This window comes from Flavobacterium psychrophilum DSM 3660 = ATCC 49418 (genome assembly GCF_002217405.1).
Classification (GTDB): Bacteria; Bacteroidota; Bacteroidia; order Flavobacteriales; family Flavobacteriaceae; genus Flavobacterium; species Flavobacterium psychrophilum.
In genome coordinates this window covers 1-15,107 of record NZ_MUHE01000007.1, presented here as the reverse complement: position 1 = coordinate 15,107, position 15,107 = coordinate 1, and the positions used below count along the sequence as shown (strand labels likewise).

At 31.9% G+C, this 15,107-nt stretch carries 14 protein-coding genes; 4 read left to right on the top strand and 10 right to left on the bottom strand.

Annotated elements, in window-relative coordinates; genetic code table 11:
- Window position 1 precedes the first annotated feature (1 nt).
- Window positions 2-1,030 (bottom strand): effector binding domain-containing protein, encoded by a 1,029-nt coding sequence (locus B0A57_RS01835; protein WP_011963854.1) that lies wholly within the window; start codon window positions 1,028-1,030, stop codon window positions 2-4.
- A 63-nt stretch (window positions 1,031-1,093) separates the two neighbouring features.
- Window positions 1,094-1,282, bottom strand: coding sequence for a hypothetical protein (locus B0A57_RS01830; protein WP_011963853.1), 189 nt, complete (start codon window positions 1,280-1,282; stop codon window positions 1,094-1,096).
- Between the two features lie 245 nt (window positions 1,283-1,527).
- Here B0A57_RS01830 and B0A57_RS01825 point away from each other — a divergent pair, with 245 nt between their 5' ends.
- Window positions 1,528-1,914: a pyrophosphohydrolase domain-containing protein gene (locus B0A57_RS01825; protein ID WP_038467227.1), complete on the top strand. Its 387-nt coding sequence runs from the start codon at window positions 1,528-1,530 to the stop codon at window positions 1,912-1,914.
- A gap of 76 nt (window positions 1,915-1,990) precedes the next feature.
- On the opposite strand, the gene B0A57_RS01820 is transcribed toward B0A57_RS01825, so the two are convergent.
- Window positions 1,991-3,058, bottom strand: coding sequence for a branched-chain amino acid aminotransferase (locus B0A57_RS01820; RefSeq protein WP_038466829.1), 1,068 nt, complete (start codon window positions 3,056-3,058; stop codon window positions 1,991-1,993).
- A 245-nt stretch (window positions 3,059-3,303) separates the two neighbouring features.
- On the opposite strand from B0A57_RS01820, the gene mnmD reads away from it, so the two are divergent.
- A complete protein-coding gene (gene mnmD / locus B0A57_RS01815) occupies window positions 3,304-3,969 on the top strand; it encodes a tRNA (5-methylaminomethyl-2-thiouridine)(34)-methyltransferase MnmD (protein ID WP_011963850.1) in 666 nt (221 codons plus the stop codon).
- A 75-nt stretch (window positions 3,970-4,044) separates the two neighbouring features.
- Window positions 4,045-4,242 carry a hypothetical protein gene (locus B0A57_RS01810; RefSeq protein ID WP_011963849.1) on the top strand — a complete coding sequence of 66 codons (198 nt, stop codon included), beginning with the start codon at window positions 4,045-4,047 and terminating at the stop codon, window positions 4,240-4,242.
- A 225-nt stretch (window positions 4,243-4,467) separates the two neighbouring features.
- Here B0A57_RS01810 and B0A57_RS01805 read toward each other — a convergent pair whose 3' ends face one another.
- The 5 genes from B0A57_RS01805 to B0A57_RS01785 all read right to left on the bottom strand — a co-directional run bounded on the left by B0A57_RS01805 (window position 4,468) and on the right by B0A57_RS01785 (window position 9,370).
- Window positions 4,468-5,409, bottom strand: a complete 942-nt coding sequence (locus B0A57_RS01805; RefSeq protein ID WP_011963848.1) for a LysR substrate-binding domain-containing protein — start codon at window positions 5,407-5,409, stop codon at window positions 4,468-4,470.
- 61 nt (window positions 5,410-5,470) lie between these two features.
- The gene (locus B0A57_RS01800; RefSeq protein WP_038466832.1) at window positions 5,471-6,667 is read right to left on the bottom strand and encodes an LETM1-related biofilm-associated protein; all 1,197 of its coding nucleotides are present in this window, start codon (window positions 6,665-6,667) and stop codon (window positions 5,471-5,473) included.
- A gap of 147 nt (window positions 6,668-6,814) precedes the next feature.
- The gene (locus B0A57_RS01795) at window positions 6,815-7,336 is read right to left on the bottom strand and encodes a superoxide dismutase family protein (RefSeq protein WP_011963846.1); all 522 of its coding nucleotides are present in this window, start codon (window positions 7,334-7,336) and stop codon (window positions 6,815-6,817) included.
- An 85-nt stretch (window positions 7,337-7,421) separates the two neighbouring features.
- Complete coding sequence (lpdA, locus tag B0A57_RS01790; RefSeq protein ID WP_011963845.1) at window positions 7,422-8,825, bottom strand: dihydrolipoyl dehydrogenase; 1,404 nt, start codon at window positions 8,823-8,825, stop codon at window positions 7,422-7,424.
- 86 nt (window positions 8,826-8,911) lie between these two features.
- On the bottom strand, window positions 8,912-9,370 hold the full coding sequence (locus B0A57_RS01785; RefSeq protein WP_038466835.1) for an Lrp/AsnC family transcriptional regulator: 459 nt from the start codon (window positions 9,368-9,370) through the stop codon (window positions 8,912-8,914).
- Between the two features lie 385 nt (window positions 9,371-9,755).
- Here B0A57_RS01785 and B0A57_RS01780 point away from each other — a divergent pair, with 385 nt between their 5' ends.
- Window positions 9,756-10,958, top strand: a complete 1,203-nt coding sequence (locus tag B0A57_RS01780) for an aminotransferase class V-fold PLP-dependent enzyme (protein ID WP_011963843.1) — start codon at window positions 9,756-9,758, stop codon at window positions 10,956-10,958.
- A 78-nt stretch (window positions 10,959-11,036) separates the two neighbouring features.
- Here the strand turns inward: B0A57_RS01780 and B0A57_RS01775 are convergent, their stop codons facing one another.
- Both B0A57_RS01775 and B0A57_RS01770 read right to left on the bottom strand, forming a co-directional pair.
- Window positions 11,037-12,986 (bottom strand): amino acid permease, encoded by a 1,950-nt coding sequence (locus tag B0A57_RS01775; RefSeq protein ID WP_011963842.1) that lies wholly within the window; start codon window positions 12,984-12,986, stop codon window positions 11,037-11,039.
- Window positions 12,987-13,252: 266 nt separating this feature from the next.
- On the bottom strand, window positions 13,253-15,010 hold the full coding sequence (locus B0A57_RS01770; RefSeq protein WP_034098502.1) for a T9SS type A sorting domain-containing protein: 1,758 nt from the start codon (window positions 15,008-15,010) through the stop codon (window positions 13,253-13,255).
- Window positions 15,011-15,107: the final 97 nt, after the last annotated feature.

Sequence of the window (15,107 nt, the reverse complement as noted above, 5' to 3'; positions counted from 1 at the left end):
TTTAAGGATTTGCAACACTCTTAAAATTACTTTCAATAACTGTATTTATTGTATCTGCTTTTACAGGTTTTATTCTTACGGTTATTTTTTTGGGTCTTACAGGAATATAAATTTCGGTAACCCATTTTGCTGCCGATTTTTCGGTTAAGCTATTTTTAGGTATGATTTCGAAGATTTTATTGCGATCACTTCGCTCTAATTTATTTTTAGACATGAAGTCATATAGTTGTTCTAAAACTTCTTTCTTGTGGTTGTAATTTCCTGTAAGTGTTGCTTTTACTGCCTGAAAAGGATTGGTTTGTCCTGTATAAATATCGCTTTCGGACGAAGTGAAAACCTTGTTTTTAGTAGGAATTGCTACGGAAATGGTTATTTTATTTGCCAAGCTATCTACAGCATGGTATATTACAAAAGGATCGCCTTTTTTAGGGGTATTTGTAATTTTTAGCAACTCATTAAGTTTGGGAAGCGTTTTTTTAATTTTTGTGGGTAATTCTTCTACTTTGCAACTTATAACTTGTTGTATATAAAAAACGGTATCTCGGTTTACAAAGCCATCTATTTTTACAGAAAAACTATTTATTTCGGTAGTAAGAATAGTGTTTAGCAAAGTAAGTCCATTATCAAATTTTTCGCCAAAATCATTGTGAGTACCACGATTTATAATGCTTAAAAATTTATCTTTAAAACTCAATTTTCCACGAGTAGTCCAGGTTACAATTGTTTTTTTAATTAAAGTATCTTTAATTGTTAGTTTAAGTTCGGCAGGAATTTTATTTATAACAATATTTTGCAAAATGATTTCTCCATCAATTTTTTGAACGGATTGTATCTTTGCGTTTTCTCCTTTCCAAGGATTTATAGTTTCCCAGTTTTTAGAATTGGATACATAATTAAAAACTATTTCTTTTGGGACATTTATTTCTTTATGCTTCGTAACTACATAACTTCCATCTTTTGTAGCAACAAAAACTGAAATTGTTATGGTAATTAGTAAAAGTAATAAAAAAATGTATTTTGCAATTCTCATATAAGAATAAATAAAAATTTTGTTAAAAATATAAAATTTTTTCCAAAAAAATTAATGTTTTGGCTATTCTTTCATTAATGATTTAATAATGAATAAAAAACTAATAAATATAATAAAACCAACTAATATCCAGAGGCTTCCTTTGTAGTATTGTTTGTGAATTTTTAAATCTTTTCTATAGGCAAAAATCATAATAACGATAAAGGAAATTGCAAAAATGGCAGCAAAGAGTAATTGTCCGGAACTAAACATAAATATTTTTTTGTAAAAATAATGAATTGTAATTTCATTTTAATAATATACCACTTAAATTAATATGATTATTTGCAATGAGATTCCTTTTTTATTTAAATCACGAATTATAAAAATTAGGACTAATTTTTATTTTAAGACTAAAAAACATGATTTTAAGGTATATAATTTCGACTAAAATTTTTTACAGCGGTTTTTGTTTTATTAAAGTTGTTAGTTTTACAAAAAAAAATTATAAATTAATAATGAAAAAACAAATAAAATCTGTTCATGAATTTCACACTGCTTTTAGACTGGGTATCAATACAAATCCTACAGGGAATTTAGGGGAAAGAAAAAATTTGCTCCGTTATAATTTGATGAAAGAAGAAAATGAAGAATACCTCGAAGCAGTTGCTAATAATGATATTGTAGAAATTGCCGATGCTCTTGGTGATATGCTTTATATCTTGTGCGGAACCATTATAGAGCATGGTTTGCAAGATAAAATGGAAGCTATTTTCGACGAGATTCAGCGTAGTAATATGAGCAAATTAGGTCATGACGGAAAACCAATTTATCGTGAAGACGGTAAGGTGCTAAAAGGACCTAATTATAGTAAGCCAAATTTTAAAGGGATTTTAAATCTATAAGAGTAAGCTTTATGTATTAATTAGAAAAAAGCAGATTTTAGATTTCTAAATAATCTAAAATCTGCCCTCTAGAAAATTAAATTTTTACAGTCCAACTAAAAGTATCTTCTGCTAGTTTGTGCTGAATATTTGTTAGTTTTTCTTTCAATTCTAAAGCAATCGAGTCTTCTATTTTAGGTAATTCGTAGTAAACATCTTGGTAAGAAAATCCTACAATTGGGTTTACAACCGCTGCGGTTCCTGCTCCAAATATTTCTTTTAGCGATCCGTTTTTAGCTGCTTCTACAATTTCTGAAACGAGCACAGGTTGCACGGCTACTTTTATTCCTTCACGTTTGGCTAACTCTATTAAGCTTTTTCTGGTTACACCATCAAGAATACGTTCGCTAGTTGGTGCTGTATATAATGTGTCGTTTATTCTAAAAAACACATTCATAGTTCCAGCTTCTTCTAGGGTTGTATGCGTTGCATCGTCTGTCCAGATAATTTGCTGAAAACCTTGATCGTTTGCTAATTTTGTTGGGTAAAATTGTGCCGAATAGTTTCCTGCCGCTTTTGCAGCACCTATTCCACCATTTGCAGCACGACTATAATGCTCGGCAATAATTACTTTTACTTCACCAGAATAATAAGATTTTGCTGGCGAGAGAATAATCATAAACCTGTATTGTGATGATGGTTGGGCAATAACACCTGTGCCAATTGCTATCATAAAAGGTCGTATATATAAGGTGTTTCCTAAACCTTTTTTAACCCATTCTTTTTCAATTTTTAAAATTTCTTTTAATCGATCAATAAAAATGTGTTCAGGAACCTCTGGCATTGCCATTCTAGTTGCCGATTTGTTAAAACGATCTAGATTTTCGTTGGGTCTAAACAACCAAATGTCATTATTATCGTCTTTATAAGCTTTCATTCCTTCAAAAATGGCTTGGCCATAATGAAAAACTTTTGCCGAAGGATCTAATAAGAAAGGTTCGTACGGCTTTATAATTGGCTTTTGCCATTTTCCGTTTTTAAAATCACACATCAACATGTGATCTGTAAAAACATTACCAAAAGCTAGATTCTCAAAATCTACCTCATTAATCTTTGAAGAAGCTACTTTCACTATATCGATTTCACTTTGAATATCTAAACCCATTACAGAAAATTATTTTTTGCTAATTTAGTAAAAAACAAAGCGTATTGTAGTCGTTAGACTAAATATTTAAGCTTAAATATCAATTTTTATTTTAATGTAAATCTCACAAATCATTGTTTGAGTTTTTAGTAAGAAAATAAGTTTATTGTTAAATTAAATTTATTAAGTTGTGAATTTCTTGTTAGATTTGTATTAAAAAAATGCTCTTACAAAAGTATTAATTCTAGTATCAAAATAACAACCAATTGAAAAGAGAAATTATAAAAACCCTCGACGGTTCTACAACCATTCATTTGCCCGATTGGGACGAATGCTATCACTCTAAAAATGGCGCCATACAAGAAGCTTATCATGTCTTTATTAAAAACGGACTTTCGTTAGTTGAAGAAAAAACAATTTCTATTTTAGAGATTGGTTTCGGAACTGGGTTAAACGCTTTTATTACTTTGTTAGAAGCTCAAAAAAACAATATAAAAGTATATTATACTGGCGTAGAAGCTTATCCTGTTGCAAAAGAAGAAGCTATTGAGATGAATTATTTGCAAGAATTGAAAGCCGAAGAATTTGAAGCCGAATACAAAAAAATGCATGATTGCACCTGGGAAGAAAAACACATATTTAGTCCTAATTTTTTATTAACAAAGCGAAAACAATTTTTTCAGGATATTCAGGACAAAAACACTTTCAATTTAATTTATTTTGATGCTTTTGGTTACAGAGTGCAACCAGAATTGTGGAGCACCGAAATTTTTAAGAATATGTTTGAAGCTCTTACAAATAACGGAATTCTAGTAACTTATGCCGCTCGTGGGGTTGTAAAGCGTTCTATGCAAGAAGTTGGTTTTACCGTTAAAAAAGTGGCTGGACCACCAGGAAAACGAGAAATGATGATAGGTTTTAAAAAACTTTAATATTTTATTATGATTTTTTACATTTTATATGTGTAGATTTGGATAACACAATACCACAATTTTAAATTAAATACTATGTCAAAATTAATGGTTAATTATTCAAAATCTATTCTTGAGAGAGTTAGTTTTGATCCTATTTTATTTTGTAAAGAATTAGAAAAAGCTGTAAAAGCATTATTGCCTTTCGAGCTAGAAGAACTAGTAGTTTGGTTTTTTAACTTTACAAAAGAGAAACCAGAACTTAGGAGATGCGAAATTTATCTAGATTTATAACCAAAAGAGAAGCAAAATAGCTTCTCTTTTTTTTTCCTTTTTTTTTTCCTTTTTTTGTGACTTATATTAACTAATACAACATACAAATTAGGGTACAGGTATAATAGATTTACACGGTTTTTTGCGAAATGCCAACAAAAATAATTTTAAAACTTGTAAATTTTTTGTAAATATGTTATATATGTCGAAATGACAGCTTGGTCAGTTTTTAGCCATTCAGTCATATTATTTTTTCTGGATAGGACTAATAATTTCTACATTCTGAAAAGTGATGGCTCCACGTAAAACACCAGAAATGACATTTCTTAGCGCATCTATAATATGAATTTTAAGTTCGTTTTTAGGAAACAGCAAACTAATTTCACGAGCAGGTTTTGGCTCTACAAAATGTTTTAGTTTTAGCTTGTCTTTTTCTTTCAGATCTAGTGTGTGCAGGTAGGGAAGTAGTGTAATTCCTAATCCTTCATCGGCCAATTTTATTAAGGTTTCGAAGCTTCCACTCTCGATTTTAAATTTAGATTCGCTATTTATAGCCGTGTTTTTGCAAAGATTAAGGATTCCGTCTCTAAAACAATGTCCGTCTTGTAGTAATAAAATTTCATCAATATCTAAATCGCTAATTTCAATTTCATTTTTAGGCGAAAGCAAATGATATTCAGGAATATAAACCATAAAAGGTTCGTAATATAAAACAATTTCTTTTATTTTATCTTCATTTAATGGCGTTGCTGCAATAGCTGCATCGAGCTGGCCATTGTTGAGTTTTTTTATAATTTCGGAAGTATTTAGCTCTTCAATTATTAATTTTACTTTTGGATATTTTTTGATAAAATTATTCAGAAACATTGGCAAAAGTGTTGGCATTATAGTAGGGATTATTCCAATACGAAATTCGCCACCAATAAATCCTTTTTCGATAGCTACAATATCTTGCATTCTATTGGCTTCATTAACAATATTTTTTGCTTGTGCTACAATTTTTTGTCCAACATCTGTAAGTTGAATTGGTTTTTTGGTTCTATCAAAAATTAAAATCGACAGTTCTTCTTCTACTTTTTGTATTTGCATGCTCAAGGTAGGTTGTGTTACGAAGCATTTTTCGGCAGCAAGCGTAAAATTTTTGTGTTCGGCTACTGCCAAAACATATTGAAGTTGGGTAATGGTCATTATATAGCTATTTATGATGCAAATATAAATAACTATAATTTAAAACGATGGTGTGTTTTTATTATTTTTCTAAATTTTCATTAAATGCAGAAGGCAATAATTGAGGGATAAATTTAATTAGAATAGGTAATAATAAACTTCCGCCTGGTACTAAAAAAATGGTTAGCGACGGGATAGTTTTTAAAATATCTAACAATTGGTTTCTAACTTTTTTCTTCTCATCTGGGTTTAACTCTCTTTTTGTAGATTGCGAAAGCAGTTTCATGAGTTCCTTACTTTGAGATATTTCTACAACTAATCTGTTTTTATTTCTAGAAATTAAGGTTTGAACGTTTTGAGTCGTTTGATCATAAAAATGCTTTACAGGATTTGAATAATTAAAATGTTGTATTTTGGTTTTATTTGTGGTTAGAAACACATTCATTTCAGAAATACTTTTTTCTAGAAATGAGTTAGAAATAGCTAGTTTTTTTGCTAGTTGAAAAAGGAAATTTTTTTCAGATTTTTCTATTTTGGCATCATTCCACATTGCCATTCCTGCTAAATCTATGAGGTAATATTTCTCGTAGTCGTGGTTAAAATAAGATAAATCTAGATTATCTAGAGATACAATTTGTAATTTATTAAACTTGGTATACCTTACGGAAGATTCGAATAATTTTTGAAGTAAATCATCATATTTTGTTTTAACTTCTTTTGTTTTTAGGGCTAGTGAAACAATATTTACAATAATTTCCTCTGTTTTTTTTAAATATTTGTCAGGAATATTGCCTTCATCTAAATATTTTCGAAAGGCTAAAACATCTATAAATAGGAGTGCATTGGTTAGAATATTAGAAAAATTCTTGCTAATAATATTTTCATTGGTCTGAATGCGTGAATTTATTATTTTTTCTAGTTTGCTAGAATAGGAGTCTTGGGGTAATATTTTTTCTAATAGACTAGATTCTTTTGGGTGTAAATTTTTATAAAAAGTGGTACATTGATATATGAATTCTGAATGATTGCGATTTTTTTTAACTAATTGGTACACTCCAAATAAGGTGTTTAATAAGGCGATTTTAAGAAGCTCTTCGTTTGTTAAGCCTTTTGTTTCAATGTTTTTAGAGGTAACAAAATGTGTTGTATAACCAACTAGAAAGCCTGTTGCTCTAGTGTTTTCGTAAAATTGCTCATAATTATTTATTACAGTTTGATTTTTATCGTTTTGTTCTGTAAAAAACTTTTCAACCCAACTTGGTGCCGAAGGATTTATCATAATTTTATTTTGTAAGGCTAATTTTTTGTAAAAAACAACAATTCAAATCCAGTTAAAAAAGGGGAATTTTCTTGCGAGTATTTTCTGTATTGTTCAAAATTTTTGAAGTAACGAATTGGCTTTTTCTTATAAAATTATGGAGATATATTATTTGATAATTGCTGAGCAAGCTACTCTTGCGCCTGCATTTCCGGCAGGTTGCGATGTAAAATCGTCAGTTCCTTTATGAACGATTAGTCCTTTGCCTAGAATATCTTTAGTTGGATCTTGGCAGCCAATACACCACTCTGAAGTAGAGAATTTTATTGTAGCATTTCCGTTTAGATCGGCAGTAAAATTGCCAATATCTCCTTTATGATGCTCTGCTGAGCCCCATTTGCCATGTTTTTTGAAAGTTGGATTCCAGTGCCCGCCAGCAGAACTTCCATCGGTAGCAGAACAATCAGATTTTTCGTGTATGTGAATGGCGTGTTCTCCAGGGGTAAGTCCGCTTAGGTTTGCAACCATTGTTACTGTTCCGTTTTTCTCAATAAAATTAGCAGTTCCAGCTACATTGCTTTGGCTTTTTGGAGAAAATATTGTTTTTATTTCGTTTTTATTTCCTGCGCTACTTTTGCAAGCTATTAGGGTAAAAATAAGAGCGCATGATAGTAGAAGTAAATTTTTCATAATATTATTTGTTTTAGAATAAATGTACAAATAAAAAAGTCACAATAACAAAATAGTTAGTGTGACTTTTCTAGGAGATATAAGGCTAAACGTGCAATGCTCTATTGTCTGTTGCGGCTAGTGCTGCTTCTTTAATAGCTTCTGCAAATGTTGGGTGTGCGTGACTCATTCTTGAAATGTCTTCGGCAGATGCTCTAAATTCCATTGCGGTAACTGCTTCTGCAATTAAATCGGCACAACGAGCACCAATCATGTGAACCCCAAGAACTTCATCGGTTTTAGCGTCGGCTAGAATTTTTACAAATCCATCGGTATCACCTCCTGCTCTTGCTCTTCCTAATGCTTTGAATGGGAAACTTCCTGCTTTATAATTAACCCCATCTGCTTTTAGCTGTTCTTCGGTTTTTCCTACTGCGGCAACTTCTGGCCATGTATATACTACTCCTGGGATTAAATTATAATCGATATGTGGTTTTTGACCTGCTATAATTTCGGCAACCATAACGCCTTCTTCTTCCGCTTTGTGTGCTAACATGGCACCACGTACTACGTCGCCAATTGCATAAATATTTGAGATATTAGTTTGTAAATGATTATTTACTTCTATCATTCCTCTGTCGGTAATTTTTACGCCTGCTTTATCTGCGAAAAGTCCATCTGTGTAAGGACGACGGCCAACAGATACTAGTGAGTAATCTCCTTCTAAAGTGATGGTTTCTCCTTTGGTATTTTCGGCTAGAACAGTAACAGCATTGCCATTTCTTTCTACTGATTTTACTTTGTGAGAAACGTAGAATTTCATGCCTTGTTTTTTTAGCACTTTTGTTAATTCTTTAGACAAACTGGCATCCATTCCTGGAATAATTCGGTCTAGATATTCTACAACTGAAACCTGTGATCCTAGACGAAGGTAAACTTGCCCGAGTTCGATCCCAATTACGCCACCACCAATTATTACTAAATGTTTAGGAACTTCTGGTAGTTTTAATGCTTCGGTTGAGGTGATGATTCTTTCTTTATCTAATTTGATAAAAGGCAAACTAGATGGTTTAGAACCTGTTGCTATAATAATGTTTTTAGCTTCAAGAACTTCTGAGCTTCCGTCTGCTTTTGTAACTTTTACATGGGTTGCGTCTTCAAATGAGCCTAATCCTTGGTAAACGGTTACTTTGTTTTTGTCCATTAAAAACTTTACACCGCCAGATGTTTGGTCTACAACGGCTTGTTTGCGAGCAATCATTTTTTCGAGATTTACTTTTACTTCGCCCGAGACTTCTATGCCGTGGTCTGCAAAATGTTGTAATTCTTGGTAATGATGAGATGAGGCTAATAGTGCTTTTGATGGTATGCAACCAACGTTTAGGCAAGTTCCGCCAAGAGTTGAATATTTTTCGATAATAGCAGTTTTGAAACCTAATTGTGCGCAACGAATTGCCGATACGTATCCGCCTGGACCTGAACCTATAATAACTACGTCAAATGAACTCATAGTGTGTGTTTTTGTTTTTATTATTGCAATATTACGAATTTAATTGCAATGGCAAGGGCAAATTTTAATCGCAATTTAAAAAAAAATTAGATTTCTATGATGTTTGTGTTTTTTACTTCAGAAATCATAAAGGTGCTGTGGGTGCTACCTATGTGATCTAGTGTTGTGAGTTTTTCTACTAGAAAGTTACGGTATTCTTCCATGTCTTTTAGGACTATTTTTAGGATATAGTCGTAATCGCCACTCACATGGTGACATTCTAGTACTTCGTTTAGTTTTGTTACTTGGTTTTCAAATTTTGTTAAGAATTCTTTTGTGTGCTGAATGAGTTTGATATGGCAGAATACTACAAATCCTTTTTCGATTTTTTTCTTGTTTAGTATGACTACATATTTTTCGATAATTCCTTCTCGTTCTAGCTTTTTTATGCGTTCGTAAATTGCTGTTACAGATAGATTTAGTTTTAATGAGATTTCTTTTGTTGTTTTTTTGCTATCGGTTTGTAGTAATTTTAATAGGTTTTTGTCTATTTCGTCTAAATTCATGATTTTAAATTTTCTAAAAAGGCGTGGGTATTGTTATTTTTAATGTTTTAATTGTTTAAATTATATTAAAATATAGTTTTGTTTTCTGTTTTGTTTTGTTTGTGTTGTAATTAAATCTAATATTTTGTTTTTTTGATGATTGTTAAGTTAATGCCAGAATGCCATAGCCCTGATAGGAACGATATCCTTTTTGTCTTGCCTTTTCGGCAGAAAAAAAGATAAAGTGGATTCCTTCGCCAGTTCGCACTTTCAGGCTCGGGTGCAGGAAATTGCTCCTAAAGAATAAATAAATGAAATATTTATGTTGTCTAAATTAAGGACAAAGGTGAATAATTCTTTATAAATATAATATATTTATTTTAAAAAAAACAAAGATTATTTACATATGAAAAATTTTAATCCTGCAGACAAAATACAAGATTTACAGTATTTTGGAGAATTTGGTGGCGTTAATCCATCAATTTCAGATAGTTCGACTTACACGTTTTTGTCGGCAAAAACAATGTTTGATACTTTTGAGGGTAATGCCGAGGGTTGTTACTTGTACTCTCGTCATTCTTCGCCAAGTAATTTGTATTTAGATAGGGCTCTTGCTGCAATGGAGGGAACAGAATCTGCTAATGTTGCGGCTTCTGGAATGGGTGCTATTACGCCAACGCTTTTGCAGTTGTGTGGCAATGGTGATCATATTGTTTCGAGTAGGACTATTTATGGGGGTACGTATGCTTTTTTGAAGAATTTAGCACCTCGATTTGGGGTTAATACTACTTTTGTAGATATTACCAAATTAGCTGTTGTAGAAGCCGCTATTACGCCAAATACGAAAGTTTTGTATTGCGAAACGGTAAGTAATCCTTTGCTTGAAGTGGCTGATATTGCTGGTTTGTCTAAGATTGCGATTAAGCATAATTTGAAATTGGTGGTAGATAATACATTTTCGCCATTGTCTGTTTCTCCTATTAAATTGGGTGCGGATATTGTGATTCATAGTTTGACAAAATATATTAACGGAAGTAGCGATACTGTGGGGGGTGTGGTTTGTGCATCGCAAGAGTTTATTAATGATTTGAAAAATGTAAATTCTGGTACTAGTATGCTTTTGGGGCCAACGATGGATAGTTTGCGTTCTGCAAGTGTAATGAAAAACCTGAGAACTTTGCATATTAGAATGAAGCAGCATAGCCATAATGCGATGTTTTTAGCTAGTAAATTTGAAGAAAACGGAATTAAAACGGTGTATCCAGGTTTGAAATCGCATGCAAGTCATGATCTTTATTCTGGTATGATTAACCACGAATATGGTTTTGGTGGTATGATGACTATTGATGTGGGTTCTCTTGATAAAGCAAATGCTCTTATGGAGCTTATGCAACAAAGAAATTTAGGTTATTTAGCGGTAAGTTTAGGGTATTATAAAACTTTGTTTAGTGCTCCCGGAACTTCTACTTCGAGTGAAATTCCTTTAGAGGAACAAGCAGAGATGGGCTTAACAGATGGTTTAATTCGTTTTTCTATTGGGTTAGATAATGATATTACTCGTACTTATGAAATGATGCATGCTTGTATGAAAGAGTTGGAAATTTTATAGATTGGTTTTATAATTTTATTTGAATAAAAAAATCCCATTTCTGTATAGAAATGGGATTTTTTATTGGTTTAAGTGGTATTAATTTTGAATGTCAGAATTTGGTTCTGTAAAATTTAGCTTGCTGTTTTTTCGGCTAAAGCCAAAGTAAATGCAAAGCCCAATTAACAACCAAACGGTAAAGTAAATCCAGTTCCAGATGCTTAATTCTGCCATCATATATAAACAAAATATTAATCCTAGAAGTGGTATTAATGATAAATTCTGGCGGTTAGACCAAATGGTTAATCCAAATAAAACAATTAGGAAAATCCACATCGGAATTTTGTGTTTAAATAAGCTGAAACCACTTTCGTATTTCAGGGCATTGTCTATGGGTAAACTATCGACTAAAGTTTTATAACTCGCATCGTTTTTTTGTTGAAAATCACTTAAAACTTGCTCTAAATCTTCGGAAGGCTTAACTTTGTTAGAATTATTTTTCGAAATATAGTTAACAACAGCTGTTGTTTGTTCTTTGTTTAAAGAAGTTACAATTGTTGCTGGGGCATTAATTTGCTTTTCATTTGTTAAGAAATCTATGGTAGATTGCTTACTGTAAGTAAAAGTAATGACAAGACCTATGATGATTAAAAAAGGCATTACAAATTTCGAATTTATATAAGGTGTTTTAAATTTTCCTCTTGGAATATTTGGTTTGTTTTGTAATACTAAAACGCCAGCACAAACTAATACGAAGGCAAATAAAGTTCCAATACTACACAAGTCAGTTACCATTGTTAAATTTAAAAATAAAGCAGGAATAGCTACTACAAAACCTGTTACGATTGTTGCGTAAGAAGGTGTTTTAAATTTAGGGTGCACTTTAGAGAAACGTTTAGGTAATAAACCATCACGACTCATACTCATCCAGATTCTTGGTTGTCCCATTTGGAAAACCAATAAAACACTCGCCATAGCAATTACTGCACTTACGGCAATAATTCCCGACATCCATTTTAGGTTTAATTTTTCGAAAACAAATGCCAAAGGATCGCCTACATTTAATTCAGAATAATTAACCATTCCTGTAAGTACCAGAGCAATAATAATATATAAAACAGTGCATATAATAATTGCCCACATCATACCTCGAGGTAAATCACGTTGCGGATTTTCACATTCTTCAGCAGTGGTTGAAATAGCATCGAAACCAATATAAGCGAAGAATACCGCAGATACTCCTTTTAGTATTCCTCCCACACCATTTGGCGCAAATGGATGCCAATTGGCAGTGTCAACATAAAATACTCCAACTGCAATGACTAATAAAATAATACATAGTTTTACGACAACCATAAAGTTACTGGCATTTCGAGATTCTTTCATACCTCTATAAACCAATGCGGTAATTAAAATAATGATAAATAAAGCGGGTAAATCTGCAACAAAATGAAATCCTCCTAATGTTGGAGAGGTTGTCCAAGCTGTGTGAGCACTTTTTAAACCATCGGATAAATTTTCGTATGATTTTCCGCCTTGCATTAAGGCGGTAGCCTCTTTGAATCCGTTGGAAGCTGTTAAATAATCCATCTGAACATATTGTGGCAAATGAAGCCCCATGCTATCAAGTAATCCCGTAAAGTAATCACTCCAAGAAATGGCTACGGTAATATTACCAATGGCATATTCCATAATTAATGCCCACCCTATAATCCAGGCTATAATTTCTCCAAAAGCAACATACGAATAGGTATAAGCACTTCCTGATACAGGCACCATCGAAGCAAATTCTGCATAAGCAAATGCCGCAAAGCTACAAGCAATGGCCGTAAAAAGGAATAGGAAAATAACTCCCGGTCCGCCATCGTAGCTAGCTTTTCCAATAGTACTAAAAATTCCTGCACCCACAATAGCAGCAATTCCAAAAGCAGCTAAATCTCTGGTTTTTAAATGTTTTCCTAAGCTGTTGTGACCATCGGCTTCATTTTTAGCTACTTGTTTAAGAATATCTTGAACTGTTTTTTTTCTGAATAATTTTGAAAAAGACATATTTGCTTGATTATTGATTTGGTTACTCTGCTTTTTTTGCAGAAAACAAATATATAAAACTTACTGAATAATACCGTTTTATCTTTAAAAAATACGCTCATATTTATTCATTGTATTACCATTACGAGCAACGAGGAATCTCATAATCTGAATGGCTTAATGAGGCTCCTGGTTCCTCGAACCAAAGCCTAAAAGTGCAAACTGGCCAAGCAAAGACAAACGGTGTATATATTATTTTTCTAAATTTAATAAAAAAAAGGTTCTAATTATTCTTTTATAATCTTGATTGTTTTTTGTTGGTTATCATTTTCAAAGACAACTATGTATATTCCGCTTTTCAAACTCGATAAATCGATTGTTTTCGAGATTGTATTATTGTCGAAATTTTTTACATCAATTAGTTGACCCAATAGGCTATAAATGCTTGCTTTTGTAAGATTAACATGTTCTAGGTTAAGAATATCTTTTACAGGATTTGGATAATAATTGAAGGTTAAAAAATTAGATTCATCGGAACTTAATGTGGTATTAATTGCAAACTGATATGGTATTTGATAGTTTGTGTTTGTTGGGTTTGTGCTTACTAACTTCAAAAAATAATTACCAGGGGTAAGTACTCTTGTAAAATTTAGCGTAGTACTATTGTTATTTTGCACACTCCCAACGGGGTGTCCTAAATCATCTAAAATTGTACCGTTCATAGTGCTAGTTGTAATGCTACTAACAGAAACTATTGCATTTGAATTTTCTGAAATTGTAAATTTATAAAAATCCTTATCGGCTTCAACTGGATTTTGTACTGTTGTATAGCCTATGTATTTTTTATTTGTATTAACAATGTAAGCCAATTCTTTAAAATTAGGTTCATCTAAGCCTTGCATTAATTCATAATATTTACTCGGAAGCTCTGTATGGTTTTCTATTAAATCATATCTTGAATTGAAATAAAATACTTTGGCAGGATATGTTAAAGAAGGGTAATACTGGTTTAATTTAGAAGAGGGTTCGGCCACAATCCCATCGGTACTTAAATTAGTTCCAATCCCATTTGTTATTCTTCCTATTATATTTGAAAAATCGATTAAATTATCTATAGGTTTTTGGTTTAATCCAATAATTTTTTCTCCCAAAATTCCATTACAATTAATATCTACATTATAAAAATTGGGCGAGTAGGAATTATCGCTCATGCTTGTACTGTTCTGAATTTCTGATCCTCCAAATAAAAAATGACTTCCTTCTCCGCTATAATAATAGGCAGATTTTAGATCTCTAATGGCTTCCGAAGAAACATCTGTTCCAACTAGTCCTGCCAGGATGTTGTCGCTTGCATTACTGCCTCCGTTTGGAGTTCCTGCGGTTAGTAATTTTGCTACATGATGTCTTCCATCTGCTTGCCAGTTTGATGGGTTTTGTATATATTCTCTCGATGCCAATCCGCCCATACTATGCCCTACAAGCATCACTTTGTCTTTTCCTGTAAGTGCTAAAACTCGCTCTATTACTTTTTTTATTGCAATTCCTTGTTTTGCAATTGCCGCTTGATTGCTAAGTGTAGTAGTACCTATAGATCCATTAGGGTTTACATTAAAATTTACATAATAATAATCTGCATTTGCAATTATTGTAGTTTCAAAAGCAGCAATATCTGCTCCTGGTGTTGGATAAAATTTTTTGTTTGCAATGCTATTGTTGGAATCTGCATTTAAACAAAAATCGAACCGTCCCCCAAAAGTATAAGCATATTGAGCATCGAAATAATTTGACGTGAGGTTCCAAGTTTCTGAATTAGAATTAAGTCCGTGAATGAAAATAATTGGATAAGGCAGTTTACTTAGTGTAGCAGTCGTTTTATTGGTGTTAATTATATTAGGTGTTTTCAGTGTTATGATACTGTCGCCCGAATTTTGAAAATATTGAAAATCATTTGGTCTTGGTTTCAATTGAAATTCTTTGTCTTGCGAAAAGGACTTAGAACATAAAAATACAAGAAGTAGTATTGTTTTAAAAGTATTTTTTTTCATAAGTTATTTTTTTAATATTATTTAAAGCAATATATTATTTTTTGTGTTAAAAAAATAAAAAATAAAAAATAAAAAATAAAAAATAAAAAAAAATGTA

What these genes read in the sequence shown, in the direction of transcription:
- B0A57_RS01780 (WP_011963843.1), top strand. Translation starts at nt 9,756, where the DNA reads ATGAAAAATTTTAATCCTGCAGACAAAATACAAGATTTACAGTATTTT.
- B0A57_RS01775 (WP_011963842.1), bottom strand. Translation starts at nt 12,986, where the DNA reads ATGTCTTTTTCAAAATTATTCAGAAAAAAAACAGTTCAAGATATTCTT.
- B0A57_RS01795 (WP_011963846.1), bottom strand. Translation starts at nt 7,336, where the DNA reads ATGAAAAATTTACTTCTACTATCATGCGCTCTTATTTTTACCCTAATA.
- B0A57_RS01835 (WP_011963854.1), bottom strand. Translation starts at nt 1,030, where the DNA reads ATGAGAATTGCAAAATACATTTTTTTATTACTTTTACTAATTACCATA.
- B0A57_RS01820 (WP_038466829.1), bottom strand. Translation starts at nt 3,058, where the DNA reads ATGGGTTTAGATATTCAAAGTGAAATCGATATAGTGAAAGTAGCTTCT.
- B0A57_RS01825 (WP_038467227.1), top strand. Translation starts at nt 1,528, where the DNA reads ATGAAAAAACAAATAAAATCTGTTCATGAATTTCACACTGCTTTTAGA.
- B0A57_RS01800 (WP_038466832.1), bottom strand. Translation starts at nt 6,667, where the DNA reads ATGATAAATCCTTCGGCACCAAGTTGGGTTGAAAAGTTTTTTACAGAA.
- lpdA (WP_011963845.1), bottom strand. Translation starts at nt 8,825, where the DNA reads ATGAGTTCATTTGACGTAGTTATTATAGGTTCAGGTCCAGGCGGATAC.
- B0A57_RS01830 (WP_011963853.1), bottom strand. Translation starts at nt 1,282, where the DNA reads ATGTTTAGTTCCGGACAATTACTCTTTGCTGCCATTTTTGCAATTTCC.
- B0A57_RS01770 (WP_034098502.1), bottom strand. Translation starts at nt 15,010, where the DNA reads ATGAAAAAAAATACTTTTAAAACAATACTACTTCTTGTATTTTTATGT.
- B0A57_RS01805 (WP_011963848.1), bottom strand. Translation starts at nt 5,409, where the DNA reads ATGACCATTACCCAACTTCAATATGTTTTGGCAGTAGCCGAACACAAA.
- B0A57_RS01785 (WP_038466835.1), bottom strand. Translation starts at nt 9,370, where the DNA reads ATGAATTTAGACGAAATAGACAAAAACCTATTAAAATTACTACAAACC.
- B0A57_RS01810 (WP_011963849.1), top strand. Translation starts at nt 4,045, where the DNA reads ATGTCAAAATTAATGGTTAATTATTCAAAATCTATTCTTGAGAGAGTT.